Origin of the sequence: Paenarthrobacter sp. NPDC090517 (assembly GCF_044769165.1) — a bacterium.
GTDB lineage: Bacteria > Actinomycetota > Actinomycetes > Actinomycetales > Micrococcaceae > Arthrobacter.
This window is the reverse complement of the sequence record NZ_JBIVXN010000001.1, coordinates 867089-882982: the sequence shown is the minus strand read 5'-3', so window position 1 is coordinate 882982 and position 15894 is coordinate 867089. Positions and strand designations below refer to the sequence as shown.

Genomic DNA, 15894 nt, shown 5'->3' with positions numbered 1-15894 from the left:
AGTCATGGCAGGTACGGACGAGCAACTGACCGAGGCAGCCGTCAACGATGCCCTCGGGGACCTTCCGGACTGGAAGTACCAGGGTGGCTTGGTGACTGTTTATAAAACCTCGACGGCGGCGGACGCGCTTGCGCTCATTGCCGCGGTTGGAGGGATCGCGGAGGATCAAAATCACCACCCGGATCTGGAGTGGCGCTACAACAGGGTTTTTCTCCGCTACGTAACCCACGATGCGGGCGGCCAAGTGACGAAACGTGACGTTGCCGCTGCCACCGCTGTGAGCGAAGCGGCCGCAAGGATAGGTGCAGCCGCGCAGCCTGAGCGGTATCCGCCAACCTGAAGCGCCGAGATGGCAGTTAACACCAATCCAAAGCTCGACCATTGGTGTTAACTGCCGTCTCGGGGGCTTAAGGCCTAAAGCCGCAGCGCCTTGGTGAGCGCCGCAGTGTCGTGCTTCGTTCGGGTCCGGCCCAGGAAGAGCACCACGGCAACCGCTGCGGCAGTCCCGAGCGCAATTGGCAGGACCCACGGAATCCATGTCGCGCCCGGCTGGTAGCCCAATCCGGCGCTGATGAATGCGATCCAGCTCAACGTGCCGACAGTTGCTGAGACGCCGGCCGGCAGAGCGATCCCGTATTTTCCGTGCCGCTTGTCGTTGGCCCACACGATGAATCCGGTGGCAATGGTGGCCAGAACCACCACGACGAGAGAAAGCATAAAAACTCCTTAGCGGACGACGAAACGTGGAGATTAAGCTAGAGGGCGCCGAAGCCTACACGGCGGACTTCCTCGGCGCCGATCTCCACGTAGCCCAGGACGTTGCCCGGAACGATGATCTGGCGGCCCTTTTCGTCCGTCAGGCGGAGTTCGGAGCCCTTGGTTACGGCCTCGGCCACGATCTTGGCAACCGCGTCGGCATCCAAAGCGGATTCGAGCACGATCTCACGGCCAACGTTCTGAATGCCGATCTTTACTTCCACAGCAAGGCCTCCAAGCCAATCAAGGGTTAAGTCAGTCCTCTATTTGTAGCCTAGGACTCTTTGGGGAAACGACTGATTCCGCGCCAAGCTAAACGATAGATCAGATCGCTGGCCACATCGAGGTCCAGATTTCCATCCGTTTCAAGCCAATAACGGGCGCTGACCTGCGCCATTCCGGCCAACCCACGCCCAAGGAGCTGCGCTTCAAGCGGGGGCAGCTTGGTGTCCTCCGCAATCACGTGCGCCACGGCGTCCGCGAACGTTTTGTTGAAAGTCTCCAAACGCGAGCTGACGTCGGGGTCGTTGATGAGGTCCGACTCGAAGACCAGGCGGTGGGCTTGGTCGTCGTCGGCGATGAACCTGTAATAGGCGCGCATGACGGCCTTGACGCGTTCCTTGTTGTCCGTGGTGGAGTTCAAGGCGTCGAGCATCAGCTGCGTCAAAGTTGCCAAGTGGCTGTCCAAGAGAGCCATATAAAGCTCGCGCTTGGAAGGGAAGTGCTGGTAAAGCACTGGTTTGCTCACATGGGCGGCTTCCGCGATTTCGTCCATGGCCGCCCCGTGGAAGCCGTTGGAGACGAAAACTTCCAACGCCGCGTTCAGCAACTGCGCGCGGCGCTCGTCCCGCGGCAACCTTGGTGAACGCGTTGTACCTGCCCGTTCCAGCTTGGCCGGTGCTCCATCGTTTGCCCGTGTGCCGTCAGCCACAGTCTGCCGCCTTTCCTTTGCAGTTATGACTACTCTACCGGGGGGTAATATGACCGGGCGGCATCTGCAGGCATACATTGGGGTATGGCCTCAATTGTTGCTGCCCACACTGCTGCGCCCGCTGTCCTGCCGCCCCTCGTCGAACCCGCCGCGCAACTCACGCCGGCCGAGGTGGAACGGTACTCCCGGCATCTCATCATTCCCGAAATTGGCGCCCTGGGCCAACGCAGGCTGAAGAACGCCAAGGTCCTCGTCATCGGCGCCGGAGGCCTTGGGTCACCGGCATTGCTCTACTTGGCCGCCGCCGGCGTGGGCACCCTTGGCATTGTGGACGACGATGTGGTGGACCTCAGCAACCTGCAGCGACAGGTCATCCATGGTGTGAAGGACGTGGGTACGCCCAAGATCGAATCCGCGCGTAATGCCATTGCAGAGCTCAACCCCTTGGTCAACGTGGTCCTGCATGACATGCGGCTCGACTCTTCCAACGCCTTGGAGCTGTTTGCGCAATATGACCTCATCCTGGACGGTGCCGACAACTTTGCCACGCGGTACCTTGTGAACGACGCCGCTGCCATCCTCGGCAAGCCTTATGTCTGGGGCTCCATCTTCCGTTTTGACGGCCAGGTGAGCGTCTTCTGGGCTGAACACGGGCCCACCTACAGGGATCTTTACCCGGAGGCGCCTCCCGCCGGGTCTGTGCCGTCCTGCGGTGAGGGCGGTGTGTTCGGCATGCTGTGCGCAGCGGTTGGATCGCTCATGGTGACTGAAGCCGTGAAGTTGATCACCGGCGTCGGGCGTTCTTTGCTCGGCCGCGTGGCGCTCTTTGACGCCCTTGGCGGAAGCTGGCGGGAGATTAGGGTCTCCAAGGATCCGGAAGCGGAACCCATCACGGAACTGACCGACTACGAAGCCTTCTGCGGCGTGACGCCACCGGCGGCCACGGATCAGGCTCACACTGTTACGGCCAAGGAACTCGCCGGGATGCTGGCCGAACGGGAGCTGGGGGAGCGGGACTTCGAACTCGTGGATGTCCGTGAGTCCGGAGAGCACAGCATCGTGAGCATCGATGGCTCGCGCCTCATTCCGCAGGGCCGCATTCTCTCCGGCGAGGCGTGGGTAGAGCTGCCGCAGGACAAGGACATAGTGTTCCACTGCAAGGCCGGGACGCGCTCGGCTGCAGTCTTGGAAGCGGCACGGAAGGCGGGCTATACCCGCGTCAGCCATCTCGACGGCGGTATCCTCGCCTGGGTGCGGGATGTGGAACCGGAGAAGCCCGTCTACTAGGCGGAGTAGTGGGTGCCCAGCCAACGCGACCCGACTGACCGGTGGGCGGCAATCTGGCGGCTAGGCGCTTTCGGAGCGGAGTTGCTCGTGATCCACCGGGCACTCGGCGGCCGGGGCTACAGCCTGGGGCTGTTCCACCTGGATGCCGTAGAGGGCCTCAAGCGCGGCAACGTAGTCGTCCTGCTGGCCGTTTGCTGCCAGTTCACGCGCCCGGACGGTGGGGATGTGCAGGAGTTGCTTGACCATTCGGCGCAGGGCGAACTCCACCTCTTCGGCAGCGGCAGTACAGCCGTGACGGGCGCGAACTTTTTCCATCTCCGCGTCCAGGACGTTCATGGTGTGGCGGCGGAGCGCCACGATGGCGGTATCCACGGAGCGGGCTTCGCGTTCGGACTCGAATGACGTCGCGGCACCGTTGACGATTGCGCTGGCCTGCGAGAGTGACTCCGCTTGTTCCTGGGGCGCCGCGAGCCGAACGGATTCGAGCGTCAGGAGTTCTACGCCGTCGAGTTCGCCCACTGCGGGATCGAAATCATGGGTGAGGGCGAGGTCGATCGCAATCAAAGGCTTGCCCGAATTTTCCCGGACACGGGCGAGGTCTGCGGCCTCCACCCGGTTGTCGGAGCCGCTGCAGCCGATCATGACGTCAGCTGCGGCAACAGCAGCGGGAAGAGTGTCGGCGTCGAGTGCTGTTCCACCGCGGGTCGCGACGAAGCCTTCGGCGCGGCCGGATGAAGAATAAACGGAAACATCCGTGCAGCCGCGCTCACGGAGAAGTGACATGGTAGCGCCGGCGTAGGCCCCGGTTCCGAAGACGACCACTTTCTTCGTGGACCAATCGTCGTTCTCGGCGAGGTCTGTGGCCAGGTCCAACGCGACAGACACGATCGAAAGCCCACGGGAGCCGAGGGCGGTTTGCGCACCAACATCCTTGGCGGTTTTGGAGGCCGCTTGGAAGAGACGTACGAGTCCGGAGCTGGCGGTGCCTTCCTGCTGGGCGGTGATCAGTGCCCGGCGAACCTGGCCTGCAATTTCACGCTCACCCACGACGGCTGAATCCAGTCCGGCGCTCACAGCGAAGAGGTGCCGGGTAACGTCAGGGCCGGTGTGGGTGGCAAACGAGCGGGAGACGAGTTGCTCATTGAGCCCGCTGAGTTCACTGATCTGTGAAACGAGGGCGGAGCGGGCTGCCTCAAGGTCAGCGCCGTTAGCGGTCTCGCCGTAAACCTCGTAGCGGTTGCACGTTGCGAGGACCACGGCTCCGGAGACCACAGAAGAGTCGGTCAGGGCTGCCGAGGCAAGCTCAGAGGAACCGTTGCTCAACTGAGCGACAGTTTCGAGGTCGATGTCGGCGTGTGTAGCCACCAATGAGAAAAGAACCACAGCACCCCAATCATAGCTTTTTCGTAGCCCGGTAGAACAATGTGGCGCCGTGGTGATCCACACGCAGGCGAGTGATCCCGGCCACAACGGCCCGGGCGGGGCGCGACGTGACAGCTTGTCGTTATCTTTTGCCCCGGATTTTCGGCACAATCGAAAGCATGACTTCTAGCGCGGCAGCATCCAACAGTACGGCCTCCAACGCCCCGGCGGGAACCCTCGACGCCAACCACCCGCTGAAGGACGGTCGGACCTCGGACTCGCCGCTGATTACGGCATACCGCGGCGGCACGCCCTCCCGCAGGCCGGTGTGGTTCATGCGCCAGGCTGGCCGTTCCCTTCCGGAGTACTTGAAGGTGCGCGAGGGCGTAGCCATGCTGGACTCCTGCCTTCGCCCGGAACTCGCCGCCGAGATTACCCTCCAACCTGTCCGCCGCCACGATGTGGACGCCGCCATCTTCTTCTCGGACATCGTCATTCCGCTGAAGCTCGCCGGTGTCGGTGTGGACATCGTCCCCGGCGTGGGACCCGTCCTGGATAAGCCAGTCCGGACAGCAGCCGACGTTGCTGCCCTGCCCACGCTGACGTGGGAAGCGCTGGAGCCCATCCGTGAAGCCGTCCGCCTGACGGCTGCCGAGCTGGGAAAGACCCCGCTCATCGGCTTTGCCGGTGCGCCCTTCACGCTCGCTGCCTACATGGTTGAAGGGAAGCCCTCGCGTGACCACCTCGGCCCGCGGACCATGATGCATGCGGATCCCGAGACCTGGGCCGCGTTGGCCAACTGGGCTGCCGATACCTCCGGCATGTTCCTCCAGGCCCAACTTGAGGCAGGCGCTTCGGCAGCGCAGCTCTTCGACTCCTGGGCCGGATCGCTGGGCCTGGCCGACTACACCAAGTACGTGGCGCCGGCATCCACCCGCGCGCTTGACCACGTTCGTGGACTTGGGGCGCCGCTGATCCACTTTGGCACCGGCACCTCCGAACTGCTGGTTGCCATGCGCGACGTCGGAGTGGACGTCGTGGGCGTGGACTACCGGCTGCCCTTGGACGAGGCAAACCGTCGGCTCGGTGGCACTGTGCCGCTTCAGGGCAACATCGACCCCGCTCTTCTGTCTGCTCCGTGGGAGGTCCTTGAAGCCCACGTCCGCGAAGTCATCGCCGCCGGTTCCCATGCCCCGGGCCACGTACTGAACCTTGGCCACGGAGTTCCTCCCGAAACGGACCCAACAGTGCTGACCCGCGTCGTGGAGCTCATTCACTCCATCCCCACGGAGTAGGAACAATGCGCGGGGGGCACACAACGCCCAAAGCAGCAGCAGGACCAACCGCCGTCGTAGTGGGCGGTGGGATCTCGGGCCTGATCGCCGCACGGGAACTGGCCGCGGCCGGTTCTGCGGTTACTGTCCTTGAGGCAAGCCAGGCCTGGGGCGGCTGCGTGGGCAGCCACGTTGTTGCCGGGCTGCGCTTGGACAGCGGAGCGGAATCGTTCGCCACGCGGTCCACAGCCGTAGCCGACCTTGCACGTGAACTTGGACTGGCGGATAGGATCGTGGCTCCGCACCCGGGCGGCGCTTGGGTGCAGCTGCCGGACGGGCCGCAAGAGCTCCCCAAAACTGGAGTGCTTGGGATTCCAGCGAACCCTTGGGACCCCGAGGTGCGGCGTTCTTTGGGCCTCGCCGGAGCCATCAGGGCCTCCATGGATCGGTGGCTCCCGGCCTCCGTTGGAACGTCCTCAGACGTCACCAGCGTTTCCTCTTTGGTCCGTGCCCGCATGGGCAAAAAAGTTCTTGAACGGCTTGTTTCCCCCGTAGTGGGTGGCGTTCACTCGGCCGACCCTGCCCTGTTGGATGTTGACATGGTGGCCCCCGGGCTGCGCGCGGGCATCCGCGCCCAAGGCTCATTGGCTGCAGCTGTTGCGGCTCAACGAAAAGCTGCCAAGGGATCCCCGGCCGGTTCCGGAAGCGCGTCCGGAGGTGCCTCCGGACCGGCTAAGGCGGGTTCCGCCGTCGCGGGCTTGAAGGGTGGAATGAACACCCTTGTGGACGCGCTCGTGGCGGACCTTCGGGAACGTGGGGTCGAGTTGCTCACGGGTCAACACGCCGACGACGTCGTGAAGACGCAGGATGGCTGGCGGGTCACCGCGGGCGATGCCACGTACGACGCCGGCAGGCTGGTGGTTGCGCTTGACGGTCCGGCCGCTGTTGCGCTGCTGGAGAAGTCCGTGCCTGAGCTGTCCGGCCTCCGCCCGGCTCCCGGGCCGCTGGTGAGTCTTGTGACGATGGTGGTGGACTTGCCCCAGCTCGACGGCAGGCCGCGGGGGACAGGAATCCTGGTGGCACCTGAAACGCCGGGGATCAAGGCTAAGGCACTAACGCATGCAACGGCCAAGTGGGACTGGCTGGCTGATGAGGCCGGTCCTGGCACGCACGTTTTGCGTCTTTCCTACGGTCGGCGCGAAGAAGCCGGCAGAGGCAGGGATGTTGTCCTCGATGATGAATCGCTGCTGGCCGCAGCTTTGGAGGATGCTTCCGCGCTGCTGACCGTTCCCATATCGCAGACGGACATCGTTGATTGGGATGTGGTGCGGTGGGCGGGTGCCTTGCCGTTCGCCGCCGTCGGTCATAAACAGCGTGTGGCGCAAGTCCGCCAGGTGTGCGCCACGGCCGACGGACTCACCCTGGTGGGTGGCTGGTTGGCCGGAAACGGCCTTGCCGCGGTAGTGGCTGATACGCGGGCGCAACTCGCCGCCGTACGAGCCGACGGACCGCCTGGTTTGTGATTTACATCACTTCTACGGCTTGTAGAACTGATCCGTTTCGACTTAGGGGCTGGCGCGGGGCAAACTTGAACCATGAGCCACACTTTTGCCGAATCTGTCACTAAAACTGCTGAAACCGAAGAACAGTTCTACACGCTGTGGACGGTCTTCAAGCGCTCGGCCGACGTCCTGCGCAGCGGCGATGCTGCACAGGAATTCGAAGCCCTCGCGGAGAAGCTCGCGGAGGGCGGCGTGATCCTCCGGGGCAGCTACGACGTCTCGGCCATGCGCTCGGATGCTGACATCATGGTGTGGCTCCATGGGCCCAAGCCGGAGGACCTGCAATCCGCCGTCCGCGCCATCCGCCGCAGCAAGCTCTTCGCAGGTACAGACATCGTCTGGTCCGCCATGGGCGTGCACCGCGAAGCCGAGTTCTCCAAGAGCCACGTGCCGGCCTATGCCCGCGGCGTCGAGCCCAGCACCTGGCTTTGCGTCTACCCATTTGTGCGTTCCTACGAGTGGTACCTGCTGCCCACGGACGAGCGCGGCAAGATGCTCCGCGACCATGGCCTTCTTGGGCGCGAATTCCCGCAGGTCATTTCCAACACTGTCTCCTCGTTTGCCCTGGGCGACTGGGAATGGATCCTCGGGCTCGAAGCACCTGAACTGGTGGACCTCGTAGACCTGATGCGTCACCTGCGGTCCACCGAAGCGCGCCACCACGTTCGCGAAGAAATCCCCTTCTACACCGGTCGCCGCGTCACGGCTGCCGAGATTGCAGAGGTCCTGGCATGACCCAGCCCGTTGTCTCCACAGCACCGAACGCCATCACTGAGCGTGGGCGGCAGGAACCCAAGCGGTACGACGCCGTGCTGCTCGCATCCTTTGGTGGTCCTGAAGGCCAGGAAGACGTCATTCCCTTCCTGCGCAATGTCACCCGGGGTCGCGGCATCCCGGATGAGCGCCTCGAAGAGGTCTCGCACCACTACCGGGCGTTTGGTGGAATCAGCCCCATTAACCAACAGAACCGCGAGCTGAAGGCCGCGATCGAGGCCGAACTCGCACAGCGCGGCATCGAATTGCCGGTCCTCTGGGGAAACCGGAACTGGGACCCGTACATCGCGCCGGTCCTGCAGGACGCTTACGACGCCGGACACCGCCGGCTCCTGATGCTCACCACCAGCATCTACTCCTGTTACTCCAGCTGCCGCCAGTACCGCGAGGACATTGGTATTGCGCTGACCGAAACTGGTTTGGACGGCAAGCTTGAAGTGGACAAGATCCGCCAGTACTTTGACCACCCCGGAGTAGTCCAGCCCTTCCTCGAGGGAACTGCCGCCGGCTTGGAGGAGATCCGTGGGAAGCTCGCCGCAGCAGGCGAAGCCGACCCGGATTCGAAAATTCGAGTGCTGTTCGCCACCCACTCCATTCCTACCCGGGATGCAGAGGCCGCAGGCAAGTCCGAGGACGAACCGCGCGAATTTGCTGAAGGTTCCGCCTACGCTGCACAGCACCTTGCCAACGCCAAAGCCATCATGGACGCTGTAGCACCTAACGTGGCTTGGGACCTCGTGTACCAGTCCCGCTCGGGCGCACCGCACATTCCCTGGCTGGAACCTGATATCAATGACCACCTCGAGGAGATCGCTCCGGAAGGCGTCCGCGGTGTGGTCATTGTTCCCCTTGGTTTTGTCAGCGACCACATGGAAGTTGCCTGGGACCTCGACACCGAGGCTCTGGAGACTTGCAAGAACCTGAACATCGAGGCCACGCGTGTGCCCACCCCGGGTACGCACGCGGCTTTCGTGTCCGGCTTGGTGGACCTGATCTGCGAACGCACGGTGGAAAACAACATCGCCGAGCGTCCCCACGTTACGGACCTTGGCCCCTGGTACGACGTGTGCCGTCCCAACTGCTGCGAGAACTTCCGCGGGGCAAAACCCGTCATCTCCGAAGTTGGCGCCGGTATCGGTATCGGCCACGACGCTTACCCCGCTCCGGAGGCCGCCAAGTGACTGTTCGCATCGGCACCAGGGCGAGCAAACTTGCCCTGACGCAGACGCAGCAAACTGCGGACCAGTTGGCCGCCGTCGGCGGCTTCCCGGTGGAGCTCGTGCACATCAAGACCGAGGGCGACGTAAAAACCGGATCCCTTTCCCAGATGGGCGGTACGGGTGTGTTCGTTGCTGCCCTGCGGGATGCCTTGCTCGCTGAGACCTGTGATGTCGCCGTGCACTCCCTGAAGGACCTGCCGACGGGGGCCGCACTTGGCCTGAGCATCGCCGCAACACCCAAGCGGGTGGATGTCCGTGACGTTCTCTGTGCACGCGGCGGTATGACTCTTGCCGAGCTGCCAGGCGGCGCCAAAGTAGGCACAGGCTCGCCACGGCGGGCCGCTCAACTACGGGCTGCACGTCCGGACATTGAGGTACTCGATATCCGCGGAAACGTGGACACGCGCCTTGGCCGTGTCCCGGGACTGCCGGGAAACACCACCGATGAAGTTGTTCCGGGCAAGTCCTGCGACCTCGACGCCGTGGTGCTGGCCGCTGCGGGCTTGGAGCGCATGGACCGCCTGGACACTGTCAGCGAGTTCTTCGAATCCGATGTCATGCTGCCCGCTCCCGGACAGGGCGCCTTGGCCATCGAATGCCGGACCAACGATGCCCCGCGTTTGGCGGGTTCCAGCGAAGGGTCAAACGGGGTGCTCGCTCAGGCCCTTGCGGCGCTTAACGACGACGACACCCGCCTCGCCGTCACGGCCGAGCGTGCAGTCCTGGCCAGGCTTGAAGCCGGATGTGCAGCTCCTGTGGGTGCCTACGCCTTCCGCAAGGGCAGCATGCTGCACCTTGAAGCAGTGGTCTGTGCCGTGGATGGCACCAAGACTGTGCGCGAGAAGAAAGCCACCGACGGTCTCACGGAAGTCGGAGCCACGTTGCTCGGCATCGAAGTGGCGGAGCTCCTGCTCGCTGCCGGCGCCGCGGAGATCGCGGACCTTGCGGCGTCCTGAGACGCATGAATTGAGCGGGCTGACCGGTCGGCGCGTCCTGATTACCAGGACCGCCGACCGTGCGCGTCCTCTGGCGTCGCTTTTGAGCGGTTTGGGAGCGGAGCCACTGGTGCTGCCGCTCATCGATTTTGAGAAGGCGGGGGACCAAGTTTCCCTTGACGCCGCCTTGGAACGTTTAGTGGCTGGCGACTTCGACTGGATGGTGATCAGCAGCATCACCACTGTGCGGGTTTTGTTGGACAAAGCTGCTCAGCGGGGCATTGCCCTGGCGGATCTTGTCCCAGCCGGCACGAAGGTGGCCGCCATCGGTCCCTCCTCCCGTCAGGTCATTGAATCCGTTGGCCTCCCTGTCGCCTTGGCGCCTGCGGACGTCCAGTCGGCCGAGGGTTTGCTTGCTGTGTGGGACGCGTCCAGCGGACGGGTTTTCCTGCCTCAGGCTGACATAGCCTCGCCGCGCCTGCGGGAAGGCCTGGCCGCTGCCGGGGCGGACGTGACCGCCGTTGTCGCCTATCACACGGTCGATTACCCGGCCCGTGCCGAACTTCGCCTTTCAGCGGAACTTCCCTCCGGCGTCGTGCTTTCCGCCTTTGACGTTCCGCCGACGCTCAGCACGGAACAGGCACGGACCGCACTCGATGCCGGAACCGTGGACGCCGTAGTGGCTGCTTCTCCCAGCGCTGCACGCCGCATCGCCCAGCTATTTCCGGCATTGGGCACCTGCCGCTTCGTCGCCATTGGACGTCCGACGGCGGCAGAGGCCTCGCGGATCGGCCTCACCGTTGCAGTCACAGCCAAAGAACCAACCCCGGACGGCATTGTGGCCGCCTTGGAATCTATTTTCGCCAACGAAGGGAACCCGCAATGAGCTTTCCGAACCATCGTCCCCGCCGCTTGCGCACAACTCCCGCCATGCGCAGGCTCACCGCCGAGACCCGCCTGGCGCCCGCGGACCTGATCCTTCCGGCGTTCATCCGGGAGGGACTCACTGAACCGAGCCCCATCAGTTCCATGCCGGGGGTCGTCCAGCACACCACCGAGTCCCTGAAGCGGGCCGCCGCCGAAGCCGTGGAGTTGGGCGTCGGAGGCATCATGCTTTTCGGCGTGCCTGCGGTACGTGATGCGCAAGGCACCGCCTCGTTGGATCCTGAAGGCGTCCTTAACAAGGCCATTCGTGACGTCAAGGCCGAGGTGGGCGATGACCTGGTGATCATGGGCGACGTTTGCCTCGATGAATTCACGGACCACGGCCACTGCGGCGTCCTTGATTCCGATGGCTATGTGGACAACGACGCCACGCTGGAGATCTACGGCCGGATGGCTGTAGCGCAGGCCGACGCCGGAGCCCATGTGCTGGGCCCCTCGGGAATGATGGACGGCCAGATCGCGGTGATCCGTCAAGCACTGGAAGAATCCGGACACCGGAACACCGCCGTTCTTGCCTATGCGGCTAAGTACGCGTCAGCGTTCTATGGCCCGTTCCGTGAGGCCGTGGATTCGCAACTCAAGGGCGATCGCCGGACCTACCAGATGGACGCGGCCAACCGTCGGGAGGCCATCTTGGAAGTTGAGCTGGACCTCGAAGAAGGCGCCGACATGGTGATGGTCAAGCCGGCCATGAGTTACCTGGACATCCTGGCCGACGTCGCTGCCATGAGCCCGGTGCCGGTCTCGGCCTACCAAATCTCGGGCGAGTACGCCATGATCGAAGCGGCCGCAGCCAACGGCTGGATCGACAGGCGCGGTGCCATCACCGAGTCCGTCCTCGGCATCAAGCGTGCCGGAGCCGACACCGTCCTGACCTACTGGGCCTCCGAACTGGCAGGCTGGCTGAAGGAGTCCTAATGACATCCGTTTCCTCCGACCCCACCGCTCCTGTGGGGGCCCACGAGATCCTGCTCGGCCTGAACACTTTCGGCGACGCCGGTGTGGATGCCGATGGGAACCCCAAGGAGCATGCCCGCGTCCTGCGCGAGTTGCTCCAGGAAGCGAAACTGGCTGACGCCGTCGGAATCCATGCCTTTGGTGTGGGCGAACATCACCGCCGCGATTTCGCCGTGTCCGCGCCCGAGGTCTTCCTTGCAGCGGCAGCCACAGTGACCTCGCGGATTCGCTTGGGCTCGGCCGTTACCGTGCTCAGCTCCGATGATCCGATCCGGGTTTTCCAGCGCTTCGCCACCGTGGATGCGTTGTCCAACGGCAGGGCTGAGGTGATGCTCGGCAGGGGCTCGTTCGTGGAGTCGTTCCCGCTGTTTGGTTTGGACCTGGCGGACTACGAAGTCCTGTTCGAGGAAAAACTGGAGTTGTTCGATAAGGTCCGCGCGCAGAAACCGGTTCATTGGGAGGGGCGCACACGGCCCAACGTGAATGGGCTGCAGGTATACCCCAAACTGCAGCATCACTTGCTGCCGGCCTGGATTGGCGTGGGAGGTACACCTGAGTCCGTGCTGCGCTGTGCCGAATATGGTTACCCCATCATCTTCGCCATCATTGGAGGAGAGCCGCGCCGCTTCGCGCCATTGGTTAACCTTTACCGTGAAGCGATGGCCAAGTACGGCCATCCGATGCGGCAGATAGCAACTCACTCGCCCGGATTCATAGCCGACACGGACGAGGCCGCCCGCGAGGAACTCTTTCCGCATTGGCTGGAGCAGCGCAACAGGATCGGCGCCGAGCGTGGCTGGGGCCCAGGCAACCGTGGCGAGTTTGATGCCATGTGCGGCCCTGAGGGTGCCCTCTACGTTGGTTCCCCCGAAACTGTGGCGCAGAAAATCGCCCTTCTCAAGCGGAACCTTGGTGTGGACCGCTTCGACCTCAAATACAGCAATGGAACGTTGCCGCATCAATCCATGATGCGCTGCATCGAGCTTTACGGCACCGAGGTGGCCCCGCGGGTTGCTGAGCTGCTGGCCGCAGCATCCTAGATGGCGGCCATGCCGCTCCTGAATCACTGAAAGAATAGGAACCATGACTTCAAACACCCCTGTGTCCGACCAGCTTTTCGACCGTGCCCGGTCCCTGATGCCCGGCGGCGTGAACTCGCCGGTGCGGGCCTTCGGATCAGTGGGCGGCACTCCGAAGTTCATGGTGTCCGCCAAGGGCGCCTACCTGACGGACGCCGACGGTAAGGAATACGTAGACCTCGTCTGCTCCTGGGGGCCGGCGCTGTTGGGCCACGCCCACCCTGCCGTGCTTGACGCCGTTCACGCAGCTGTGGACCGGGGCCTTTCCTTCGGAGCCTCGACACCGGATGAAGCCAACCTTGCCGCGATCGTCAAGGACCGGGTGTCCGCCGTCGAACGCCTGCGGATGGTGTCCACCGGAACTGAAGCCACCATGACGGCCGTTCGCCTGGCCCGCGGTTTTACTGGCCGCAACCTGATCATCAAGTTCGCCGGTTGCTACCACGGGCACTTGGACGGACTGCTGGCGGCTGCAGGATCCGGTGTCGCCACGTTGGCACTGCCCGGCTCTGCCGGTGTCACAGAGGCCACCGCAGCTGAGACCCTGGTTCTGCCTTACAACGATCTCGCTGCCGTCGAGGCTGCCTTCGCTGCCCACGGCCAAAACATCGCTGCCGTCATCACGGAAGCGGCTCCGGCGAACATGGGCGTCGTCACCCCGGGCGAAGGCTTCAACGCGGGCCTATCCCGTATCACCAAGGAAAACGGTGCGCTCCTTATCCTCGACGAAGTCCTTACCGGCTTCCGCACCGGCTACGCCGGCTACTGGGGATTGACCGGTCGTCAGGAAGGCTGGGCTCCGGACCTGCTCACCTTCGGCAAAGTCATCGGCGGCGGAATGCCGACGGCTGCACTCGGCGGCCGTGCCGACGTCATGGACTACCTCGCTCCCGTAGGCCCGGTCTACCAGGCCGGTACGCTGTCCGGAAACCCAGTGGCCATGGCGGCCGGTGTGGCAACGTTGACCAACGCAACTCCTGAGGTCTACGCCTACGTGGATGCCCGTTCGCTGGAGTTGTCTGCCGCCCTGTCCTCGGCGCTGGATGCCGCTGGTGTGGATCACTCCATCCAGCGCGCGGGCAATCTGTTCTCGCTTGCATTTGGTACCTCTGCCCACGGCGTGCACAACTACGACGACGCCCAGCGGCAGGAAAGCTTCCGATACGCGCCGTTCTTCCACTCCATGCTGGACTCCGGCGTTTACCTTCCGCCGTCGGTCTTCGAAGCCTGGTTCCTATCCGCTGCGCATGACGACGCCGCGATGAACCGTATTATCGACGCCCTTCCGGCAGCAGCGAAAGCTGCAGCGGGCGCTACGGCCTAGTCTTTGAGGATGCCCCGGGCCATTGCTTGAAGCAGTTGTCCGGGGCATCGTCGCTTGTCCCGGGGTAGGCTCGTAGATGGAAACCCACCCCCAACGAATTCACGGTTTACCATGCGCAAGTCCCCGTCCATTGCATCACTGAGTGTCAGCATCGCCACCGCCGGAGTCCTTATGGTGACTGCCGCCGGCTGTGCCGGTGGCACACCGAACTCCGGCCAAAGTTCCGCGGAGGGGACGCCGTCAGTGGCTCCCTCTGCGCCTTCAGGAACGCCCGCTCCCACAACCCCGCCGGCGTTAGCTACCCAGTCCGCGGTTCCTTCCACGCCTCCTTCTGCTGCGCCAGCGCCTCCGCCAAGCCAGCCGTCAACTACGGAGCAGCAACTCGCCGCCCTCAGCCTGGAGCAGCGCGTGGGACAACTTTTCATGGTGGCGGCCAAGGCTACCGGCGCGGAACCTGGAACCATGCAAGCACTGACGAAATATCATGCCGGCAATGTTTACCTGAGCGGACGAAGTAAGGCCGGAACTGCCCCGACGGCGTCCCTTGTGTCTTCGCTGACGGGCACGGTCTCTACTGCCACCACTGGCGGAGTACCCCTTTTTGTGGCGACCGACCAAGAAGGCGGATATGTCCAGGTTCTCTCCGGTCCGGGGTTCTCCAGCATTCCCACGGCTCTGATCCAGGCGTCGTCGGGGGCGGAAAAACTCCGCGCGGACGCTGCAACGTGGGGGAAGGAACTTAGCAGCGTAGGCGTCAACGTGAACCTCGCGCCGGTCTTGGATACAGTGACCAGCCCACAGTTCGCACCCTCCAATGCGCCCATCGGCCAGTTTCAGCGGGAGTACGGCTACGACCCAGCCAACGTCTCGTTGCTGGGCAATGCTTTTGCCGAGGGCATGAAGGACGCTGGCGTGGAGCCGGTGGTGAAGCACTTCCCGGGGCTCGGCAGGGTTGTTCCCAACACGGACGTCACAAGCGATGTCCGTGACACGGCCACCACACGGAACGATCCCGCACTGGAGCCGTTCCACGCGGCCATCAAGTCGGGCGCCCAGTGGGTCATGGTTTCAAATGCCTACTACGACAAGATCGACGCCGCCAACATTGCACCGTTCTCGTCGATCGTGATGGACTCGATGCTCCGTGCTGACGCCGGCTTCAAGGGAATTGTCCTTTCGGATGATCTCTGCAGTGCAGCCCAATTGGAAGCATGGTCCGATGCCGAGCGTGCCCTGAACTTCTTTGGCGCAGGCGGAACCATGCTGGTGTGTGCCGATCCCACAAGTATTCCGGCGATGCACCAGGCGGTGGTACAGAAGGCCACGGCAGATCCTGACTTCCGGGCTAAGGTGGACGCCGCCGCGCTTACGGTGCTGCGGGTCAAGGCCGGTCAATAGCGGCCCCAAGGCAGTGAGAACAGCAAAGAACCCCGCCTTCGCTGAAGGGCGGGGTTCTTTGTAGCGGGTGTAGTCCTGCTGAGAGGGGTC

16 protein-coding genes are annotated in these 15894 nt (G+C 63.7%); 12 read left to right on the top strand and 4 right to left on the bottom strand.

The genetic code is table 11. The features are described 5' to 3' along the window. The first annotated feature begins 4 nt into the window (after positions 1-4). The gene (locus tag ACIQTW_RS04030; RefSeq protein WP_402933957.1) at positions 5-340 is read left to right on the top strand and encodes a 4a-hydroxytetrahydrobiopterin dehydratase; all 336 of its coding nucleotides are present in this window, start codon (positions 5-7) and stop codon (positions 338-340) included. A gap of 74 nt (positions 341-414) precedes the next feature. Here the strand turns inward: ACIQTW_RS04030 and ACIQTW_RS04025 are convergent, their stop codons facing one another. From ACIQTW_RS04025 to ACIQTW_RS04015, 3 genes are read right to left on the bottom strand one after another with little or no spacing between them, the layout of a single operon-like run. Then, the gene (locus ACIQTW_RS04025; protein WP_402933954.1) at positions 415-717 is read right to left on the bottom strand and encodes a hypothetical protein; all 303 of its coding nucleotides are present in this window, start codon (positions 715-717) and stop codon (positions 415-417) included. A gap of 38 nt (positions 718-755) precedes the next feature. After that, positions 756-980 carry a DUF3107 domain-containing protein gene (locus ACIQTW_RS04020; protein ID WP_011775412.1) on the bottom strand — a complete coding sequence of 75 codons (225 nt, stop codon included), beginning with the start codon at positions 978-980 and terminating at the stop codon, positions 756-758. Positions 981-1030: 50 nt separating this feature from the next. Continuing rightward, entirely contained in the window at positions 1031-1765 is a 735-nt protein-coding gene (locus ACIQTW_RS04015) for a TetR/AcrR family transcriptional regulator (RefSeq protein ID WP_017198592.1), read from the bottom strand. A gap of 6 nt (positions 1766-1771) precedes the next feature. Here ACIQTW_RS04015 and moeB point away from each other — a divergent pair, with 6 nt between their 5' ends. Then, positions 1772-2974, top strand: coding sequence for a molybdopterin-synthase adenylyltransferase MoeB (gene moeB, locus ACIQTW_RS04010; protein ID WP_402933951.1), 1203 nt, complete (start codon positions 1772-1774; stop codon positions 2972-2974). Between the two features lie 60 nt (positions 2975-3034). On the opposite strand, the gene ACIQTW_RS04005 is transcribed toward moeB, so the two are convergent. Further along, positions 3035-4357: a glutamyl-tRNA reductase gene (locus tag ACIQTW_RS04005; protein ID WP_402933948.1), complete on the bottom strand. Its 1323-nt coding sequence runs from the start codon at positions 4355-4357 to the stop codon at positions 3035-3037. A gap of 158 nt (positions 4358-4515) precedes the next feature. Here ACIQTW_RS04005 and hemE point away from each other — a divergent pair, with 158 nt between their 5' ends. From hemE to ACIQTW_RS03955, 10 genes are all read left to right on the top strand, one after another. Next, positions 4516-5631: a uroporphyrinogen decarboxylase gene (gene hemE, locus ACIQTW_RS04000; protein WP_402933945.1), complete on the top strand. Its 1116-nt coding sequence runs from the start codon at positions 4516-4518 to the stop codon at positions 5629-5631. A 5-nt stretch (positions 5632-5636) separates the two neighbouring features. Beyond that, positions 5637-7133 carry a protoporphyrinogen oxidase gene (hemG, locus tag ACIQTW_RS03995; RefSeq protein ID WP_402933942.1) on the top strand — a complete coding sequence of 499 codons (1497 nt, stop codon included), beginning with the start codon at positions 5637-5639 and terminating at the stop codon, positions 7131-7133. A gap of 72 nt (positions 7134-7205) precedes the next feature. Beyond that, positions 7206-7907: a hydrogen peroxide-dependent heme synthase gene (gene hemQ / locus ACIQTW_RS03990; protein WP_402933939.1), complete on the top strand. Its 702-nt coding sequence runs from the start codon at positions 7206-7208 to the stop codon at positions 7905-7907. Then, on the top strand, positions 7904-9127 hold the full coding sequence (locus ACIQTW_RS03985) for a ferrochelatase (RefSeq protein WP_402933936.1): 1224 nt from the start codon (positions 7904-7906) through the stop codon (positions 9125-9127). Before hemQ ends, ACIQTW_RS03985 begins: the two co-directional genes overlap by 4 nt. Beyond that, positions 9124-10122 (top strand): hydroxymethylbilane synthase, encoded by a 999-nt coding sequence (gene hemC, locus ACIQTW_RS03980; protein WP_402933933.1) that lies wholly within the window; start codon positions 9124-9126, stop codon positions 10120-10122. The genes ACIQTW_RS03985 and hemC overlap by 4 nt, the downstream gene beginning before the upstream one ends. Before the next feature lie 10 nt (positions 10123-10132). After that, the gene (locus ACIQTW_RS03975; RefSeq protein WP_402933930.1) at positions 10133-10987 is read left to right on the top strand and encodes a uroporphyrinogen-III synthase; all 855 of its coding nucleotides are present in this window, start codon (positions 10133-10135) and stop codon (positions 10985-10987) included. Next, the gene (gene hemB, locus ACIQTW_RS03970) at positions 10984-11964 is read left to right on the top strand and encodes a porphobilinogen synthase (protein ID WP_402933927.1); all 981 of its coding nucleotides are present in this window, start codon (positions 10984-10986) and stop codon (positions 11962-11964) included. Before ACIQTW_RS03975 ends, hemB begins: the two co-directional genes overlap by 4 nt. Then, a complete protein-coding gene (locus ACIQTW_RS03965) occupies positions 11964-13043 on the top strand; it encodes an LLM class flavin-dependent oxidoreductase (protein WP_402933924.1) in 1080 nt (359 codons plus the stop codon). The genes hemB and ACIQTW_RS03965 overlap by 1 nt, the downstream gene beginning before the upstream one ends. A 43-nt stretch (positions 13044-13086) precedes the next feature. Next, positions 13087-14406 carry a glutamate-1-semialdehyde 2,1-aminomutase gene (gene hemL / locus ACIQTW_RS03960; protein WP_402933921.1) on the top strand — a complete coding sequence of 440 codons (1320 nt, stop codon included), beginning with the start codon at positions 13087-13089 and terminating at the stop codon, positions 14404-14406. Between the two features lie 111 nt (positions 14407-14517). Next, positions 14518-15804: a glycoside hydrolase family 3 N-terminal domain-containing protein gene (locus ACIQTW_RS03955; protein WP_402933918.1), complete on the top strand. Its 1287-nt coding sequence runs from the start codon at positions 14518-14520 to the stop codon at positions 15802-15804. Positions 15805-15894 lie beyond the last annotated feature (90 nt).

Bases quoted from the DNA above. Each gene is read 5' to 3' on its own strand.
- ACIQTW_RS04030 (WP_402933957.1), top strand. From the start codon at position 5: ATGGCAGGTACGGACGAGCAACTGACCGAGGCAGCCGTCAACGATGCC.
- ACIQTW_RS04025 (WP_402933954.1), bottom strand. From the start codon at position 717: ATGCTTTCTCTCGTCGTGGTGGTTCTGGCCACCATTGCCACCGGATTC.
- ACIQTW_RS04015 (WP_017198592.1), bottom strand. From the start codon at position 1,765: ATGTATGCCTGCAGATGCCGCCCGGTCATATTACCCCCCGGTAGAGTA.
- moeB (WP_402933951.1), top strand. From the start codon at position 1,772: ATGGCCTCAATTGTTGCTGCCCACACTGCTGCGCCCGCTGTCCTGCCG.
- hemE (WP_402933945.1), top strand. From the start codon at position 4,516: ATGACTTCTAGCGCGGCAGCATCCAACAGTACGGCCTCCAACGCCCCG.
- hemG (WP_402933942.1), top strand. From the start codon at position 5,637: ATGCGCGGGGGGCACACAACGCCCAAAGCAGCAGCAGGACCAACCGCC.
- hemQ (WP_402933939.1), top strand. From the start codon at position 7,206: ATGAGCCACACTTTTGCCGAATCTGTCACTAAAACTGCTGAAACCGAA.
- ACIQTW_RS03985 (WP_402933936.1), top strand. From the start codon at position 7,904: ATGACCCAGCCCGTTGTCTCCACAGCACCGAACGCCATCACTGAGCGT.
- hemB (WP_402933927.1), top strand. From the start codon at position 10,984: ATGAGCTTTCCGAACCATCGTCCCCGCCGCTTGCGCACAACTCCCGCC.
- ACIQTW_RS03965 (WP_402933924.1), top strand. From the start codon at position 11,964: ATGACATCCGTTTCCTCCGACCCCACCGCTCCTGTGGGGGCCCACGAG.
- hemL (WP_402933921.1), top strand. From the start codon at position 13,087: ATGACTTCAAACACCCCTGTGTCCGACCAGCTTTTCGACCGTGCCCGG.
- ACIQTW_RS03955 (WP_402933918.1), top strand. From the start codon at position 14,518: ATGCGCAAGTCCCCGTCCATTGCATCACTGAGTGTCAGCATCGCCACC.